Source organism: Streptomyces sp. NPDC031210 (genome assembly GCF_055570395.1).
Genome location: NZ_JBVIHH010000001.1, coordinates 418,671 through 434,099 on the forward strand (window position 1 = coordinate 418,671; position 15,429 = coordinate 434,099).

At 74.5% G+C, this 15,429-nt stretch carries 11 protein-coding genes; 2 read left to right on the top strand and 9 right to left on the bottom strand.

From position 1 onward, the window contains the following. Nucleotides 1-23 precede the first annotated feature (23 nt). The 5 genes from ACZ45Z_RS02005 to ACZ45Z_RS02025 form a co-directional block, all read right to left on the bottom strand. Nucleotides 24-554, bottom strand: a complete 531-nt coding sequence (locus ACZ45Z_RS02005; protein WP_468354493.1) for a DUF1990 family protein — start codon at nt 552-554, stop codon at nt 24-26. Further along, a complete protein-coding gene (locus tag ACZ45Z_RS02010) occupies nt 551-1,462 on the bottom strand; it encodes a YndJ family protein (RefSeq protein WP_468354496.1) in 912 nt (303 codons plus the stop codon). Before ACZ45Z_RS02010 ends, ACZ45Z_RS02005 begins: the two co-directional genes overlap by 4 nt. Before the next feature lie 148 nt (nt 1,463-1,610). Beyond that, complete coding sequence (locus ACZ45Z_RS02015) at nt 1,611-4,049, bottom strand: polysaccharide lyase 8 family protein (protein WP_468354499.1); 2,439 nt, start codon at nt 4,047-4,049, stop codon at nt 1,611-1,613. Between the two features lie 236 nt (nt 4,050-4,285). Beyond that, nucleotides 4,286-5,047, bottom strand: a complete 762-nt coding sequence (locus ACZ45Z_RS02020) for a crotonase/enoyl-CoA hydratase family protein (RefSeq protein ID WP_468354502.1) — start codon at nt 5,045-5,047, stop codon at nt 4,286-4,288. Further along, nucleotides 5,047-6,735: an acyl-CoA dehydrogenase family protein gene (locus ACZ45Z_RS02025; RefSeq protein WP_468354504.1), complete on the bottom strand. Its 1,689-nt coding sequence runs from the start codon at nt 6,733-6,735 to the stop codon at nt 5,047-5,049. The genes ACZ45Z_RS02020 and ACZ45Z_RS02025 overlap by 1 nt, the downstream gene beginning before the upstream one ends. A gap of 83 nt (nt 6,736-6,818) precedes the next feature. Here ACZ45Z_RS02025 and ACZ45Z_RS02030 point away from each other — a divergent pair, with 83 nt between their 5' ends. Further along, a complete protein-coding gene (locus tag ACZ45Z_RS02030) occupies nt 6,819-7,655 on the top strand; it encodes a PaaX family transcriptional regulator C-terminal domain-containing protein (protein WP_468354507.1) in 837 nt (278 codons plus the stop codon). A gap of 106 nt (nt 7,656-7,761) precedes the next feature. On the opposite strand, the gene ACZ45Z_RS02035 is transcribed toward ACZ45Z_RS02030, so the two are convergent. Further along, nucleotides 7,762-9,027: a lactonase family protein gene (locus tag ACZ45Z_RS02035; RefSeq protein ID WP_468354510.1), complete on the bottom strand. Its 1,266-nt coding sequence runs from the start codon at nt 9,025-9,027 to the stop codon at nt 7,762-7,764. Between the two features lie 294 nt (nt 9,028-9,321). Between ACZ45Z_RS02035 and ACZ45Z_RS02040 the strand changes: the two genes are divergently transcribed. Next, nucleotides 9,322-10,410: a tetratricopeptide repeat protein gene (locus tag ACZ45Z_RS02040; RefSeq protein ID WP_468354513.1), complete on the top strand. Its 1,089-nt coding sequence runs from the start codon at nt 9,322-9,324 to the stop codon at nt 10,408-10,410. Here the strand turns inward: ACZ45Z_RS02040 and ACZ45Z_RS02045 are convergent. From ACZ45Z_RS02045 to ACZ45Z_RS02055, 3 genes are all read right to left on the bottom strand, one after another. Beyond that, complete coding sequence (locus ACZ45Z_RS02045; protein ID WP_468354516.1) at nt 10,304-11,728, bottom strand: lipase maturation factor family protein; 1,425 nt, start codon at nt 11,726-11,728, stop codon at nt 10,304-10,306. The two genes, ACZ45Z_RS02040 and ACZ45Z_RS02045, sit on opposite strands and share 107 nt — an antisense overlap. A 91-nt stretch (nt 11,729-11,819) precedes the next feature. Further along, the gene (locus tag ACZ45Z_RS02050) at nt 11,820-11,963 is read right to left on the bottom strand and encodes a hypothetical protein (protein ID WP_468354519.1); all 144 of its coding nucleotides are present in this window, start codon (nt 11,961-11,963) and stop codon (nt 11,820-11,822) included. A 161-nt stretch (nt 11,964-12,124) separates the two neighbouring features. Next, nucleotides 12,125-15,364 carry an AfsR/SARP family transcriptional regulator gene (locus ACZ45Z_RS02055; RefSeq protein ID WP_468354522.1) on the bottom strand — a complete coding sequence of 1,080 codons (3,240 nt, stop codon included), beginning with the start codon at nt 15,362-15,364 and terminating at the stop codon, nt 12,125-12,127. Nucleotides 15,365-15,429: the final 65 nt, after the last annotated feature.

The window sequence follows — 15,429 nt, forward strand, 5'->3', positions numbered from 1 at the left end:
AACGCGAGGTGGACGTATGGAGATCAGGGCGCGCCGCGCCCGGTCCTGGGGCGGCTGACCAGGCGGCGCAGCGACCGGCCCAGATGGCGGGCGTAGCGGCGTTGCAGGAAGGGGACGAGGGGGCCGGCGAGGCGGGTGGAGAGCCGGGCCGGGCGGCTGAAGGCGGTGACGGTCAGCCAGACCGAGCCGTCGGCGCGCAGCTCCGCCACGAAGGACTCCTCACCGCACTCGGGATGGCCTTCCCGGGTGCCGTACGCGAAGCCGGCCCGGTCCTCCTCGTCCACGGTCCACACCACCCGGCACGGAGCCCGCAGCCACAGCGGACCGATGCCCATCGCCACCTCGACGGCCAGCCCCGGTGCGGCCCGCGGTGCGTCGGCGCGGACGTGGGCGCCCGCCGCGCGGTGCATCAGGAAGGTGGTGATCGCCTCGCCGGCCGCCGCCAGCGCCTCGCGGCCGCGGCCGATCGGCACCTCCTCGTGGAGGTGGTGGTAGCCGGGCGGCAGCGGGGTACGCCGTGTGCCGCCCGCTTCGGGGTAGCTGAGGTCCTTCATGCGGTGCGCTCCTTGAGGGTGGGGAGGAGGGGTGGGGTGGCGGCGGTCGTCGCGGCGGCTTCCGGGGCGGTGGCCGGTAGTGGTTCCGGGGCGGCGGCGCGTAGGCGGCGCTGGGCGAGCAGGGCGCACAGGGCGAAGCCGAGCGCGTTGCCCAGGCCGTGGGTGGCGGCCATCCAGGCCAGGGTGGGGTGCGGCAGGCCCGTCGCCTCGCCCAGCGCCCAGCTCAGCGCGAGCAGCATCGTCGCGACGAGGACCGCGGCGGAGCAGGCGAGCAGCGCGCGGGTGGTGCGGTCCGGTCCGTCGGCCCTGATGTCGCGCCAGGTCAGCAGCCCGACGAGCCACATGCCGATGGTCAGCACCAGCGCCCCGGCGAGTTCGGCCCAGTCATCGACGAAGTATCCGGCGAGCACCAGCAGCGTGCCGGCCGGCACGCTGAGCGCCGCGACCCCTCCCGCCGGTCCGCCGCCGGCGCCGCGGCACACCAGGCCCGCGATCAGTGCGGCGGCGAACCCGGCGAAGTGGAAGTGCGGCACGGTCAGCGCCAGGATGTCGAGGTCGAAGCCGAACAGCGGAAGCCCGGCGCGTTCGGCGACCAGGGCGATCCCCGCCACGGACGGGGTGGCCAGGGCCGTCAGCAGGGCGATCTCGGGCGGCGCCAGAGAGCGCGTACGGGCGAGCCGTAGCGGGGCCTGGGCGGCGAGGGCCACGGTGGCCGTCGCGTAGAGGACGGCGCACGCGGTGGCGGCCGGGCCGCGCGGCAGCCACAGCGCGACGGAGCCCGCGAGGGCGGCGAGCGGCCAGACCCGCCGGACGCGGGCGAGGCCGGGCCCGTCCCCGATGAGCGAGATCCCCAGCGGGATCACCACGAACATCCCGAGCATGACGATGAGGTGGACCAATACGGTCACCACGCCCCCCTTTCGTGACCTGCCGTGCGGTACGCGGTCGACAGTACGCGCGAAATTGAACGTGTTCAAGAAAGAGTTTTCCGCACCCCGGCGGAGCGGTGGTGTGAGGTGAGGGGGGAGGGGCTGACGGGGAGCGCCGCCGCGGGTCTCAGCCGAGCCGTACGGTGACGTTCTGGCTGAGCCCGCCCGTTCCCGTCAGGTCGCCGAAGACCAGGGTGAGGGTTTTCCCGGTGGCCGCGGAGCGGAGCGTCGGGGGCCTGGTGAGCACCGCGGCGACCGGCCGGTCCCAGGTCAGGGTGAGCGAGGTGCGGGCGCGCATCGGGTCGCTGACGGCGAGGACGGCCGTGCCGTCGGACCGCTCGTGCACCGTCACGCTCGCCGGGGCGTCCGCGCTGAACGGTCCGGCCGTGCCGGCGAACCAGAAGGTGATCCCGGTGAATCCGAGCGAGGGCACCGAGATCCCCTGGAGCTCCGAGGAGTTGGCGAGCGACCGCAGCCAGGTGGGGTCCGCCGCCCGGGCCGCGGTACGGGCCGGGCTCGCGCCGGGCATGAGGAGGTAGCGGTAGCCGGCGCCGGAGGGAGTGGTGCCGTGCTCGGTGAGCAGGGTCAGATAGCGGCGCTCGACCGGTTCGGGGGAGCCGCCGGCGTTGATGTCCCGCCAGGCGCCCGAGCGGGCCTCGCGCCGCGCGGTGAGGGTTGTCCCGCCGGGGAAGACGTATCCGGCGTGTCCTTCGATGTGCGCCCAGCGGGCGCCGGGCAGCGTCGCCGACCAGGGCGTCGAGGCCGGCTGGAGGCGTCCGTCCACCAGCAGGGACGCGTCGCCCGAAGCCCCCAGGTTGCGGTTGTCGACGATCGTTTCGATCGTTCGCTCATCCCGCGCGGTGATGCCGGCCCCGAGGCAGACCACCGCGTCGTCGAGGAAGAACCAGGACTTCTTCGCCACCAGGGTGCTGGAGAGGCCCTTGAGGTACTGGCCGGCGGAGGCGTAGCGGCCCGCCTGACTGCCGCCCACCCAGGACACGTCGGGCCGGGCCGCGCCCCAGGTGCCGCCCTCCCCGTCGGCGAGCGGCTTGCGGGAGACGGTGGTGCCGGGCAGGCGCAGCGGATCGACGGTGGGCCAGAAGGCGTCGCTGTACTGGCCGTTGGCGAAGTCCGCGCCCCACCAATAGAGCATGCCCGCGCCGGTGTGCCAGCCACGGACGTTCTCGCCGTTGCCGTTCTCGTAGTACGTGATGCGCCGGGAGGCCATCGAGAGGGCGGCGGCCCAGCTTGGGCGGCGGTGCACCACGCGGTCCATCCCGGGGAACTGCCGGTGCCCGGACGGCTCCGGGACGGGCCGCACCGACGCGTCGTCCAGGACCTCCGCGATCCGTGCGAGCGCGGCGATCGAAAGGCTCGGATCGCTCATCACGGGGGAGTAGGTGTCGCGCCGGCACCACCCCTTGGCCAGGCCCCGCCAGCGGGCCCGTTCCGCCGCACTCGCGCCCTCGCCGAGCAGCAGGATCGAGGCGATGACCGGATGTCCGCGCAGGTGGTCACTGGCCTGCGTCTTCTCCGGGTCGGCGGCGGAGACGCCCCGGCTGACCGCCCGGCCCGAGACGCCGTCCATCATCAGGCCGTTGAAGAGGAACGGCGCGTAGGCGTGCTCGACCGCGTCGAGGAACAACTGCCGCTTGGGGTCGGTGACCGCCCAGGGCGAGCTGCCGAGCAGCGCGAACAGCTTGCTCAGGCCGTCGATCAGCACGGCGCCGTAGGACCCGGTGTAGGGCACCCACGTGTGCTGGACGACCGAACCGTCGGCGTAGATGCCGTCGCCCGAGGTGACGTACGGGAAGACGGGGGTCAGGGCGTCGCGCGCCAGCGCCACCTTGCCGGCCCTCTCCCCGACGACGCCGCGCAGCGCCAGCACGCGGCACAGGTCCACCCGGTTGGCGCCCGTGCTGGTGCCGGTGTGCGAGCCGACCGCCGAGTCCGGGACGAAATGGTCGATCGCCGCCAGATAGCGGGCGGTGCGCTCCGCCGGCAGGACGTCGTGGAGCAGTACGCAGAGGTCCAGGAGTGCCTGCGGGGCGCCGATCTGCCAGTGGTACCAGTTGCCGTATCTGGTGGTGCGCTCGTTGTAGACCTGGGTGTGGAGGTGGTCCAGGCCGGTCAGCAGGGCCGTGGCGAGACCGTCGTCGCCGGTGAGCCCGGTGCCGGGCTGCGCGTACGCCTGCGCCATGGTCAGCAGCCGGGCGTAACTGGTCTGGATTCGGCCGGAGAAGCCGTACGACTCGGGGTCGGTGTCCGGCTCCGGGTCGGCGTACACCGCGTCGGGCCAGAGCGAGCCCTCGGCGGGCTGCATCGCCGAGAGCAACTGCCGGGCGCTGCGGCCGAGGGCGGCGAGGCGGTCCTTGAACGGCTGGGCGGTGGGCGAGAAGCCCGTCCCGAGGAGCAGCTCGCGCCAGGTGCGGCGCAGCGCGGCGAAGTCGTCGGCGGGCGCGGGGGTTCGGGTCCGGGCGGCGGCCCGCGTGCCGGTCGGGTCGGCGGCGAGGGAGGCCCCGCCGGCCGTGCGGAGGAGGGAACGGCGGGACCATGGTCGCGTCATGGGGTCTCCGTGGCCAGGAGGGCGGGCGGCGGGGAGCGTCGAGGCTCGGCGGGCCCGTGTGCGGCGTGCCCGTATGAAACCGGAGCGCGCGCCAAACGCTCAAGAGGTGTGCGTCAAACGATCCAAACGATCGTTCGCTCGTCCCTCTTTCGAACGCTCACCACGGCGGCACGGCGGCACGACAGAACGGCGCCCCGCCGCCACCGCCCCCGCTCCCCGCCTCCTCGGCTTCCCGTTCAGCGAGCCGGTTCCCCGTGCCGTCCCGCTCCCGCCGCGAAGCGCGCCGCGCCCTCCAGGGCTTGCGTCAACACGCCCTGGCCGTGCCGCAGTTCGGTGGCCATCGCGGCTTCCTCGGAGCGGCCCTCCTGGTCCAGCAGCGAGGCCCGGTCGCTGCGCAGGCACTCCTGGGGCAGGCCGGCGAGTTCCGCCGCCAGCTCCTCCGCCGCGCCCCGAGCCGTGCCGGTCGGTACGACGCGGTGGGCCAGCCCGATGTCCCGGGCCTCGGCCGCCGCCACCGGCCGCCCGGTCAGTACCAGGTCCCGCGCCCGGCTCGCCCCGATCAGCCGCGGCAGCCGCACCGTGCCGCCGTCGATGAGCGGTACGCCCCACCGCCGGCAGAACACGCCGAACACCGCGTCCTCCTCCACGACCCGCAGGTCGCACCAGAGCGCCAACTCCAGTCCGCCCGCGACGGCATGCCCGGCGACCGCCGCGATCACCGGCTTGCTCAGCCGCATCCGCGTCGGTCCCATCGGCCCGTCGCCGTCCGGCGTGACCCGGTTGCCCCGCTCGGTGCCGATCGCCTTGAGGTCGGCGCCGGCGCAGAACGTGCCGCCCTCGCCCCACAGCACCGCGACGCTCGCCTCCGCGTCGGCCTCGAACGCGCGGAAGGCGTCGGCCAGCCGCGCCGCCGTGGCACCGTCCACGGCGTTGCGCACCTCCGGCCGGGACAGCACCACCGTCGTCACCGGCCCGGCCCGCTCCACCCGTACGGACATCAGGCCCCCGCCCCGGCTGTGGCTCCGGCCCCGGCGCCTTCCGCGCCCGGCGCCCCCGGCCGGGCCCGCTCCAGGATCGCCGCCAGATCGGCGCCGGGTGGCAGCGTGCCGAAGGCGTGCCCCCACTCCCCGCCGAGCCGCGAGGCACAGAAGGCGTCGGCGACCGCCGCGGGGCTGTGGCGCACCAGCAGCGATCCCTGGAGCACCAGCGCCATCCGCTCCGCCAGCGTCCGCGCCATCAGTTGTGCCCCCTCCGGGTCGTCCAGCGCACCGAGCAGCGCGCGGACCCCCGCCACCGCCGCGTCCAGGTGCCGGTCCGCGCCGGCGGTGGTGTCCACCTCGGCGAAGAACGCGTCCAGCGCGGCGGGTTCCTTGCCCAGTGCCCGCAGTACGTCGAGCGCCGCGACGTTCCCCGAGCCCTCCCAGATCGACAGCAGCGGCGCCTCCCGGTACAGCCGGGGCATGCCGGACTCCTCGACGTAGCCGTTGCCGCCCAGGCACTCCAGCGCCTCCGCGGCGTGGCCACTGCCCCGCTTGCAGACCCAGTACTTGCCGGCCGCCAGCGCCACCCGGCGCAGTGCCGCCTCCCCGGCGTCCCCGGCGTGCGCCCGGTCCACCGCCGCCGCGAGCCGCATGCCGAGCAGCGTCGCCGCCTCCGACTCGATGGCGAGATCGGCGAGCACCGAGCGCATCAGCGGCTGCCGGTCCAAGGGCCGCCCGAACGCCCGCCGGTGGGCGGTGTGGTGGAGCGCCTGCCGCAGCCCGGCCCGCATACCGGCCGCGGAGCCGAGCACGCAGTCCAGCCGGGTCATGTTCACCATCTCGACGATGGTGCGCACCCCGCGCCCCGGCTCGCCGACCGGCCAGGCCACCGCCCGGTCGTACTCGATCTCCGAGGAGGCGTTCGAGCGGTTGCCCAGCTTGTCCTTGAGCCGCATCAGCCGCATGCCGTTGCGGGTGCCGTCCGGCAGCACCCTCGGCAGCAGGAAGCAGGTCAGGCCCTCCTCGGTCTGCGCCAGGACCAGGAACACATCGCTCATGGGCGCCGAGGTGAACCACTTGTGGCCGGTGATCCGGTACGTGCCGTCGCCGGCCGGCACCGCGCGTGTGGTGTTCGCCCGCACATCGCTGCCGCCCTGCTTCTCCGTCATCGACATGCCCGCGATCAGGCCGGACTTGGTCAGCGGCGCCCGCAGCCCGAAGTCGTAACGGCGCGCGGCCAGCAGCGGCTCGTAGCGCGCGGCGAGGTCCGGGGCGGCCCGCAGTGCGGGGACGGCGGCGTACGTCATCGAGACCGGACAGCCGTGTCCGGCCTCGGCCTGCGACCAGACGTAGAACTTCGCGGCGCGCACCAGATGCGCCCCCGGACGGTCGTCGGCCCAGGGCGCGGCGTGCAGGCCGTGCTCCACCGCGACGGTCATCAGCTCGTGCCACGCCGGGTGGAACTCGACCTCGTCCACGCGGTGGCCGAACCGGTCGTGGGTGCGCAGCCGCGGTGGCTGCTCCTCCACCCAGCGGGCCCGCTCCTGCACCGCCGGCGAACCGGCCAGCGCGCCCAGCGCGGCCACCTCCGGCTCGCCCCAGCTTGCGCCCTCCCGGCGCAGGGCCTCCAGCAGGGCCGGTTCGTCCGCCGTGCTGAACCCGGTGAGCGGCGGAGCCTGATTCACGACTTCATGGGTGACGGTCATACGCCGGACGTTACAGACTCGGAACGCGTGTGGAAAGACTGTAATGCCCGCGCCGGGCGCGCTGACTAGAATTCCGGACACCCATGAACAACGACTGCGACGACACCGCCGGCCGCTCCGGCGGCCCGTCCCCCGGCCGCCCCGACGGCCGCGCGGACGCCTCCCGTGATGCCGGCACGCTCGTACCGCGCCCGCTCACCGCCCGCTCGATCGTCCTGAGCACCCTCCTCGGACACCACCCGCCACGGCTGCCCGCCCGCGCCCTCGTACGCGTCGGCGAACTCTTCTCCATCGCCGAGGGCACCGTCCGCGTCGCGCTGTCCCGGATGGTCGCCTCCGGCGACCTGGCGCAGAGCGACGGCTGCTACGCCCTCACCGCCCGCCTCCTGGAGCGCCAGGCCCGCCAGGACGAGAGCCGCTCGCCGCGCACCCGGCCCTGGCACGGGGACTGGGAAGTCGCCATGGTCACCACGGCCGAACGCCGCCCGGCCGCCGAGCGCACCGCCCTGCGCCAGGCCATGGCGGCGCTCCGCCTGGCCGAACTCCGCGAGGGCAGTTGGCTGCGCCCGGCCAACCTCGACCGGCCCCGGCCGGCCGTCGTCACCGGCCAGTGCACCTGGTTCACCGCCACGCCGGACGCCGATCCGGCCGCGCTCGCCGGCCGCCTGTGGGATCTGGCCGGCTGGTCCCGGCACGCCCGCGCCCTGACGGCGGCCCTGGACCGCGCCGACACCCTCGCCGACCGCTTCACCATCGCGGCGGCGGCCCTGCGCCATCTCCTGGCCGACCCGCTGCTGCCCGACCCGCTGCTGCCCCCCAACTGGCCGGGCGGCGAACTCCGCACCCGCTACGACACCTTCGAGGCCGAACTGCGGGCACTGCTACGGGAGTACGTGGCCCCGGCCACGGGCGGAGGCTGACGGCCACCCCGACGCTCAAGGCTCTGCCGCCGGCCGACGTCAACCAGCCATTTCTCCGGCGCCGTCGCCGCCGTTTTCCCGCCGGCCCCTCGGCCGCCGACGCGGATCACAGGGGCAGCACGCAGACCGGGACGGGCGCCGCGAACGGCTCGCCGCTCCTGGTCAGCGCACCGGTCCGCGCGTCCACCGAGAACACCGTCACCGAGCCCGACCTCTGGTTGGCCGCGAACAGCAGCCGGCCGTCCGGGGAGAACGCGAGGTGCCGGGGGAAGTCACCGCCCACCGGGACGGTGGCCAGCAGTCGCAGCCGCGCCCCGCGCGCCTCCACCGCGTAACGGGTGAGGCTGTTGTGGCCCCGGTTGGCGAGATACGCGAAGCGGCCGTCCCGCGTGACCAGGAATTGCGCCGGATAGCTGGTGCCGGGGCCGGTGCCGGTCCCGGTGGACTGCGGCTCGCCGGGCGTCAGCCGTCCGCTGCGGGGGTGGTAACCGCAGACGACCACGGTGTTGTCGACCTCGTTCGCCAGATAGGCGAAGGCGCCCGAAGGGTGGAAGGTCAGATGCCGGGGCCCGGCGCCGGGCCGCAGTGCCGCCCGCGAGACCTCCGTCAGCTTTCCGGCGGTCGTCTCCAGCCGGTAGGTGTAGACGGTGTCGTTGCCGAGGTCCACGGCGAGGACGTGGCGGCCGTCCGGGGCGGTCAGGATCTGATGGGCGTGCGGCCCGTCCTGACCGGGGCCGGGCGGCGGCGCGTCATGGACCACCAGGTCCGTACGCGCGCCCAACGCGCCGTGCCGCCCGATCGGGTGCACGGCCACGCTGCCGGAGAGGTAGTTGGCGCTCAGCAGCCACCGCCCGCCGGGATGCACCGACAGATGGCACGGCCCGGCGCCGCCGGTGGGCCGGCTGCCCAGCACCCGTGGAGCGCCCGGCCCGAGGGCGAGGGCCGTCACCGCGCCCCGCTCCCGCTCGTCGACCGCGTAGAGCGTCCGGCCGGAGGGGGCGAGCGCCAGATAGGAGGGATCGGCGACGCCCGACACGACTCCGGTGGCGGTGATCCGGCCGGTCGCCGGGTCGTAGGTGCCCAGTCCCACGCCGTCGCCGCCGCCCTCGGCGGAGGTGTAGGTCCCCAGGAACAGCGGCCGGTCCCGTTGCGGGAGGCGGCCGTGGTCCCGGCGTTCCTGCTGGTGTCCGCGGTCTCCGGCCGGCGGGGGAGCCGCGTCCCTGGTGGCCAGCAGTGCGGCGCCGGCCGTCCCGGCGAGCCCGACGGTGACCGCCCCGAGCAGCCGCCGCCGGCCCAGCCTCCGATCCGGCCCGGGCCGGGTGCCGTCCGGCGTCGTCGTCCCGGGCCGTCGCCCGTTCCGTTCCGCGCTCATGCACACCTCCGAGGTCGGTGCTCCGCGAGCAGGGGCCGCCTGCCGTGCGCCACCGTACGCGCGCGCTGAACGCCCGTCAGGACCAGGGATCGGCCGCCGGGCGTTTTCCCAGGTCACCTGCGGTGCGCCGGGGAAGCCGACCCTGAGACGGCCGTACGTCCCGGTGATGACCGGCGTCCCGTCCGTAGCACTCCAGGCGTACGGCACAACCCATACGCGGACGGATTCGCCGACCCCCTTCCGGCTCGTAGTTTCTTGATCAAGGCAGGGATATGACCGAGAGGCCACGAATATATGTACGGCAAGGCATTCGCCCCGGAATACCAGGGCGAACTGGGCGCGGCGCTGAGCGTGAACTCCTCCTACGAGGACGTACTGGCAACGGCCGACCGGGCCCGCTCCCGTGCGGGCACCGCGCTGGAACGGGCGCGCGCCGCACTCGCGGTCGCCGAGGCAAACCGGCGGCTGGGCCGGGCCGAGGAGGCCGGGGCGGCCTGGCGGGAGAGTTACCGCGCGGCACGGACCGCGGGCGAGGCCGGCGCCATGGCCTGGGCGCTGTGGAGCGGCGGCACCCTCGCCCGCCAGTGCGGGACGCTGCCGCTCGCCCGCCGCCTGCTCACCCACGCCGTGGCGCTGGCCGACCGCGGCGGCGACCGCCTCGCCCACGGCTACGCCCTGGCCGGTCTCGCCGAGACCGGCCGCATACAGGGCGACTACGCCGCGGTCGCCGACCTCCACGAGGAGCTGCTCGCCCAGGCCCGGGCGCACGGCGAGGCCCGGCACATGGTCTGGGCGATGTCCGGGATCGCCCAGATGCACCGCAACACCGGCGGCTACGCCAAGGCGCTGGAGCTGTTCGAGGAGTCCGCCCGGATAGCCGCCGAGGCCGACGACGCGCGGGGGCGGGCCTGGTCGCTGCGGGGGATAGCCGACGTCCTCTCCGTCCAGGGGGAGCCGGACCGGGCGCTCGCGCTGCTGTCCGAGGCGGCGGAGATCTGCCGCGCGATGGACCTGGCCGGCGCGCTCGCCTACAACCACAAGATGCGCGGCAACGTCCTCTACCGGGCCGGCCGCCACACGGACGCGTGCACCGCCTACCGCGTGGCGCTGGACGAGTTCCGCGCCATGCGGGAGCCGCGCGGCATCGCCCTGTCCAAGCTGGGGCTGGCCAAGGCCCGCGCCCGCCTGGGCCGCGACCGGGACGAGACGCTCGCCGAACTCGCCGCGCTGGAGCGCGACTTCGAGCGGATCGGGCTGCGGCACGCCCGCGAGACGGTCATCGCGTTCCGCGCGGAGTTGCGAGCGCCATCGGCGGAAGGAAGGACCGCACCTCTTCGCGATGCCACCACGCGCCGGTCTCCCGCAGTTCCCGCCAGGTCGTGAAGCGGTAGCGGAAGAGGCGGGCGCGCACCCGGGCGGGCGGCGCGTCCGGGAAGGGGTTGACGCGCAGCAGCCGCAGCGTGTCGCGGTCGTTGTCCAGCAGCCGTTCGACGAACGGGCCGAACCACGCCCCCGCGTACGCCGGGGAGAGGGCCGCGAACCACATCAGCCAGTCCAGGCGCAGGTGGTAGGGCGCGAACTGGCGCGGCAGCCGCCGGACGTCACCCGGCTTGCCGTGGAACTCGTACTCCCGCCAGGTCGTGTCCGGCCCCGTCACCGCGTCCGCCGTCCCCTCGATGACGATCTCCCGCCGGACCCGGGTGATGCTGCCGAACGCGCCGTAGGAATTGACCACGTGCAGCGGGTCGTAGGAGGTGTTCATGAGCTGCTGACGCGCCATGAGATTGCGTGCCGGGCGGTAACTGAGCGCGAGGACCACCACGGTGTAAGCGATCACCAGGACCTCGAACCACACCGGGGCGGCGGCGGGCGGCGACGAGGGACGGCCCCACGGCGGGGCGATGAGCGCCATCGCCAGGGTGATGGTCAGCCAGTTCAGCCAGGCGAAGTTGCCGGACAGCACCAGCCACAGTTGGGTGACGGCCATCGCGAACGCCGCCCAGCCCGCCACCGGCTGCGGAGCGAACAGCAGGACGGGCAGCAGGAGTTGGGCGACGTGGTTGGCGGCCACCTCGACGCGGTGCAGCGGTTTGGGCAGATGGTGGAAGAACCAGCTCAGCGGCCCCGGCATCGGCTGGGTCTCGTGGTGGTAGTACAGGCAGGTCAGATCGCGCCAGCAGGCGTCGCCCCGCATCTTGATCAGCCCGGCGCCGAACTCCACCCGGAACAGCAGCCAGCGCACCAGCCACAGCACCAGCACCGGGGGCGCGGTGTCGGCGTTGCCGAGGAACACGGCGAGCAGGCCGGACTCCAGCAGGAGGGATTCCCATCCGAAGCTGTACCAGGTCTGCCCCACATTGACGATCGACAGGTACATCACCCACAGCACGGCCCACATCGCCATCGCCGCGCCCAGCGGGACGGCGTCCCCGGCCCCCGCCGCGACGGCCGCCGCCAGCAGCGCCCCGCACCACGACCACAGTGCGAAGAAGCGGTCGGAGTAGTGCGCGTGGAAGGCCGACGGCGCGGCCCGGAACGGCACCCGCGCCAGGTACTGGGGGATCGGCAGCATGCCGTCGGCGCCCATGAGCGCCCGGAACTGCCGGGCCGCGGCGACGAACGCGACCACGTAGAGGACCGCCAGCATCCGCTGGAAGACGAGCCGGCCGAGCCAGTAGCCGGGATCCGAGAACCATTCCACCCGCCCATGGGTAGCACCGCGGCCGCGCACCGGGGGAAAGGCGCGCGGCCGCGGAGGTGGATCCGCCGTGCGGGGCGGAGGGTGGTGCGGGTCAGTAGGGGATGCAAGCGTCCTGCGTGGTGGCGGTGATCGCTCGCTCGGGTTCCGTCGCGTCGGCGGAGAGGGGAAGGAACAAACCGCTGACGACGGCCGTGGCCGTCAGTATCGACGCGAGGAATCCGACGTTCTTGGGCACGTGGGGCCCCTTTCTCGGCACAGGGGGGTAACGACGAGCTTCAGGAACGCGACGTGGGGGAAGACCGCTGAACGATCTTGCCGCGGGCGGCTGAATCTAGTCGTTTGATCCTGTGCGGGGACCCTCTCGCAGGAAAAATTTTCGATCTTCGGGCGATTACTCTAGGCACCCTTGTCGATCTGTTCGCTTTCGATCAAAGTGAGCTCAAAATTGCCCTTCTCCGTTCGTTCGCCGTCGGGTTGTGAGGCTTCTGGGGACTGTGGGGCAGAGGAGTCCAGCGAACGCCGCACCGCGGCGGCTTCCCGGCGCAGGACGTCCGCGTCCTCGCTCTCCCCTTCCGCCTCCCGCGACTCCGCCAGCGCCTCCAGCGCCCGGGCCACCTCACCCGGCGCCTGAATGCGCCGGGCCACCGCCAGCGCCGCCTCCAGATGCCGCCCGGCCCGCCCGGCCCGCCCCGTACGCAGCTCCGTACGGCCCAGTTCGCACAGCGCCCGGGTCTCCTCGAAGGCGGTGCCGATCCGGCGCGCCAGTGCCACCGCCGCCTCGTGGTGGGCCAGCGCCTCCTCGTCCCGGCCCGCCGCCCGCAGCGTCCTGCCCAGCGTGTTCAGCGCGATCGCCTCGTTGTGCCGGTCACCGATCTCGCGCAGCGCCGCCAGCGCCTCCCGGTGCAGGGCGAGCGCCTCCGCCAGCTCGCCCGACGTGGTCAGCACCCCGGCCAGATTCATCCGGACCGTCGCCTGGTCGGCCCGGTCGCCCGCCGACAGGGCGAGGGCCAGGGCCTGCCGGAAGGCGTGCCCCGCCCGCTCCGGCACGCCCAGCGCAAGCTGGACCTCGCCCAGGTTGTTGAGTGTGAGGTACTGCCCGCGCCGGTCGCCGACCTCCCGGAAGCGGGCCAACGCGTCCTGGAAGCAGCCGAGCGCCTCCGCGTGGCTGCCCAGATGCAGCAGCGTGATCCCCATGTTGTTCAGGCTGCGGGCCTGCTGGCGCCGGTCCGCGCCCCGCATCCGCAGCATCAGGGCCTGACGCTGGAGCGGCAGCGCCTCGCCGTTGCGGGCGGTGCGCCACAGCGGGACCGCGAGCTGGTGCAGCGCCTCGGCCTCCGCCGCGGCATCCCGGCCCCGCCGGGCGAGGGCGAGCGCCCGGTGGGCGCCGGCCATGGCCCGCTCGAAGTCCCCACCACGCGCCAGCACCGTGGTCAGGTCGAGCAGCGCCCGCGCCTCGGCGGCGGTGTCCGCGCACTCCCGCCAGTGGCCGACGGCCTCCTCGTGCAGCTCCCGGGCCAGCGCCCAGTGGCCCTCGGCCACCAGATACTCGCCCAGCACGTGCGCGAGCAGCGCCGCCCGCCGCGCGTCGCCCCGCGAACGGGCGTATTCGGCGACGGCCAGCAGATTGGGCTTCTCGGTGTGCAGCCACTCCTGCGCACCGGCCGGATCCGGCCACTGCGGCAGCCCGGCCGGCGGCTCGGCGGGTGCCAGGGTGATCCGCGTCCGGTGCGGATGGAGCATCCGGTCGGCCCGGTCGGCGGTGTGCAGATAGAAGTCGGTCAGCCGTCCGACCGCCGCCTCGTCCTCCCCGGCGTCCGCCGCCTCGCCGGGCAGACCGCCCGCGTAGGAGCGCAGCAGATCGTGCAGCCGGAAGCGGTGCGGGGACGGTTCCATCACCAGGTGCAGATTGAGGAGTTCCTCCAGGACGCGTTCGATGTCGTCCACCGGCCGGCCGGTCAGCGCCGCGGCGGCGGGCACCCCGAACTCCGAGCCGATGTGCCGTCCCAGGAGCCGGAAGGCACGGCGCTGGCGCGGCGAGAGACCGCGGCAGGAGAAGTCGAAGGTCCGGGTGATGTCGCCGGTGGCGTCCCGGATCTCGCCCAGTCGGCCCGGCTCGCGCACCAGCCGGTCCCTGAGGTCGGCCGCCGACCACGCCGTACGGGACTTCAGGCGGCTGGCCACCATGTCCACGGCCAGCGGGAGATGCCCGCAGAACCGGACGATCTCCGCGGCCGCCGTCTCGCTCACCGGGCGCCCGCCGCCCAGCCGCCCGCGCAGCAGGGCGATCGCGTCCTCGGTGGTCAGCGCGCCCAGCGAGATCGGGCAGACGTCCGCCAGCCCGGTCATCCGGACCCGGCTGGTGATGATGACCAGGGACGGCGAGTCGCCGGGCAGCAGCGGCCGGACCTGGTCGGGGCCGGTGGCGTCGTCGAGGATGATCACGGCCCGCCGGTCGGCGAGCAACGCCCGCCACTGGGCGACGAGTTCCTCCAGCTCGTGGGCGATCCGGGCGGGCGGCATCCCGAAGCGGCGCAGGAGCGTTCCGAGCGCCGCCGCCGGCTCCAGCGGCGGCTCGAAGGGCGCGTGCGCCCGCAGGTCCAGATGCACCCGGCCGCCCGGGAAGCGGTGCCGCAGCAGATGCGCGGCGTGGACGGCGAGCGAGGTCTTGCCGACGCCGCCCATCCCGTCGATGGCTTCCAGCGCGACCACCCGGCCCGGCGCGCCGGCGGCCGTGTCCGGCGCCGTGGTCAGCCGGCGCAGCTCCTCGCTCCGGCCCACCCACGGCACATCGCGCGGAAGGTTGTCGGGCACCAGGGGCGCCGGGGCCGGCGCGGCACCGGGCGCGGCGGACGCGGCGGAGCCGGTGGCGGGCGGCGCCAGCAGGTCGTCCGCCGGTACGCCCTTGAGGATGCCCTCCTGGACGCTCCGCAGGCGGGAGCCGGGGTCGGCGCCGAAAGCGCGGCGCAGCCGGCCGCCGGTCCTGCGCAGCACCTCGGTGGCCTCCCCGGTCCGGCCGCAGCCGTACAGGGCCACCGCGAGGTGCGCGGTCAGCGACTCGTCGGCCGGATGCCGGTCGAGCAGGGCCGTCAGATCGGGGACCGCGTCGGCGAACCGCCCCAGAGCCAGCTCGATGCCGGAGCGGGTGAGGGCCGCGGCCAGCCGGCGGGCCGCGACGGTGGCGCGGACGTGCTCGGCCCACGACCCGGTCAGCCCGGACAGCGGCTCACCGCGCCACAGCGCCGCCGCCCGGTCCAGCAGGTTCAGGGCGCCGGGCGCGTCCCCGCCGTCGGCCAGCACCCGGGCCCGCGCCAGCAGATGCAGATAGCGGCGCAGATCGACCGTCTCCGGGTCCGCCTCCAGCGTGTACGTGCGGGCCCGGACGGCCACCACCGGCGCCCCCTCCCCGCCGATCTCCGCGATGGCCCGGCGGACCCGCGAGACATAGGTGTAGAGGTTGGGGCGCGCGCGCCGGGGCGGGGCGTCGTCCCACAGGCGGTGCGCCAGGGTGTCGATGCTGACCGGCTTGCCGACGTCGTGTGCGAGCGCGGCCAGCACGATGCGTTCCTTGCCCGAGCGCAGCCCGCTGCCGCACCGGCCGGACCGTAGTTCGACGGTGCCCAGTAATCGGAATTCCACCAGCGTCCCCTCTCGCCGGTACCACCCCGCAGCCTTCGAGGATGACACAGCGTCATGCTCAGGTG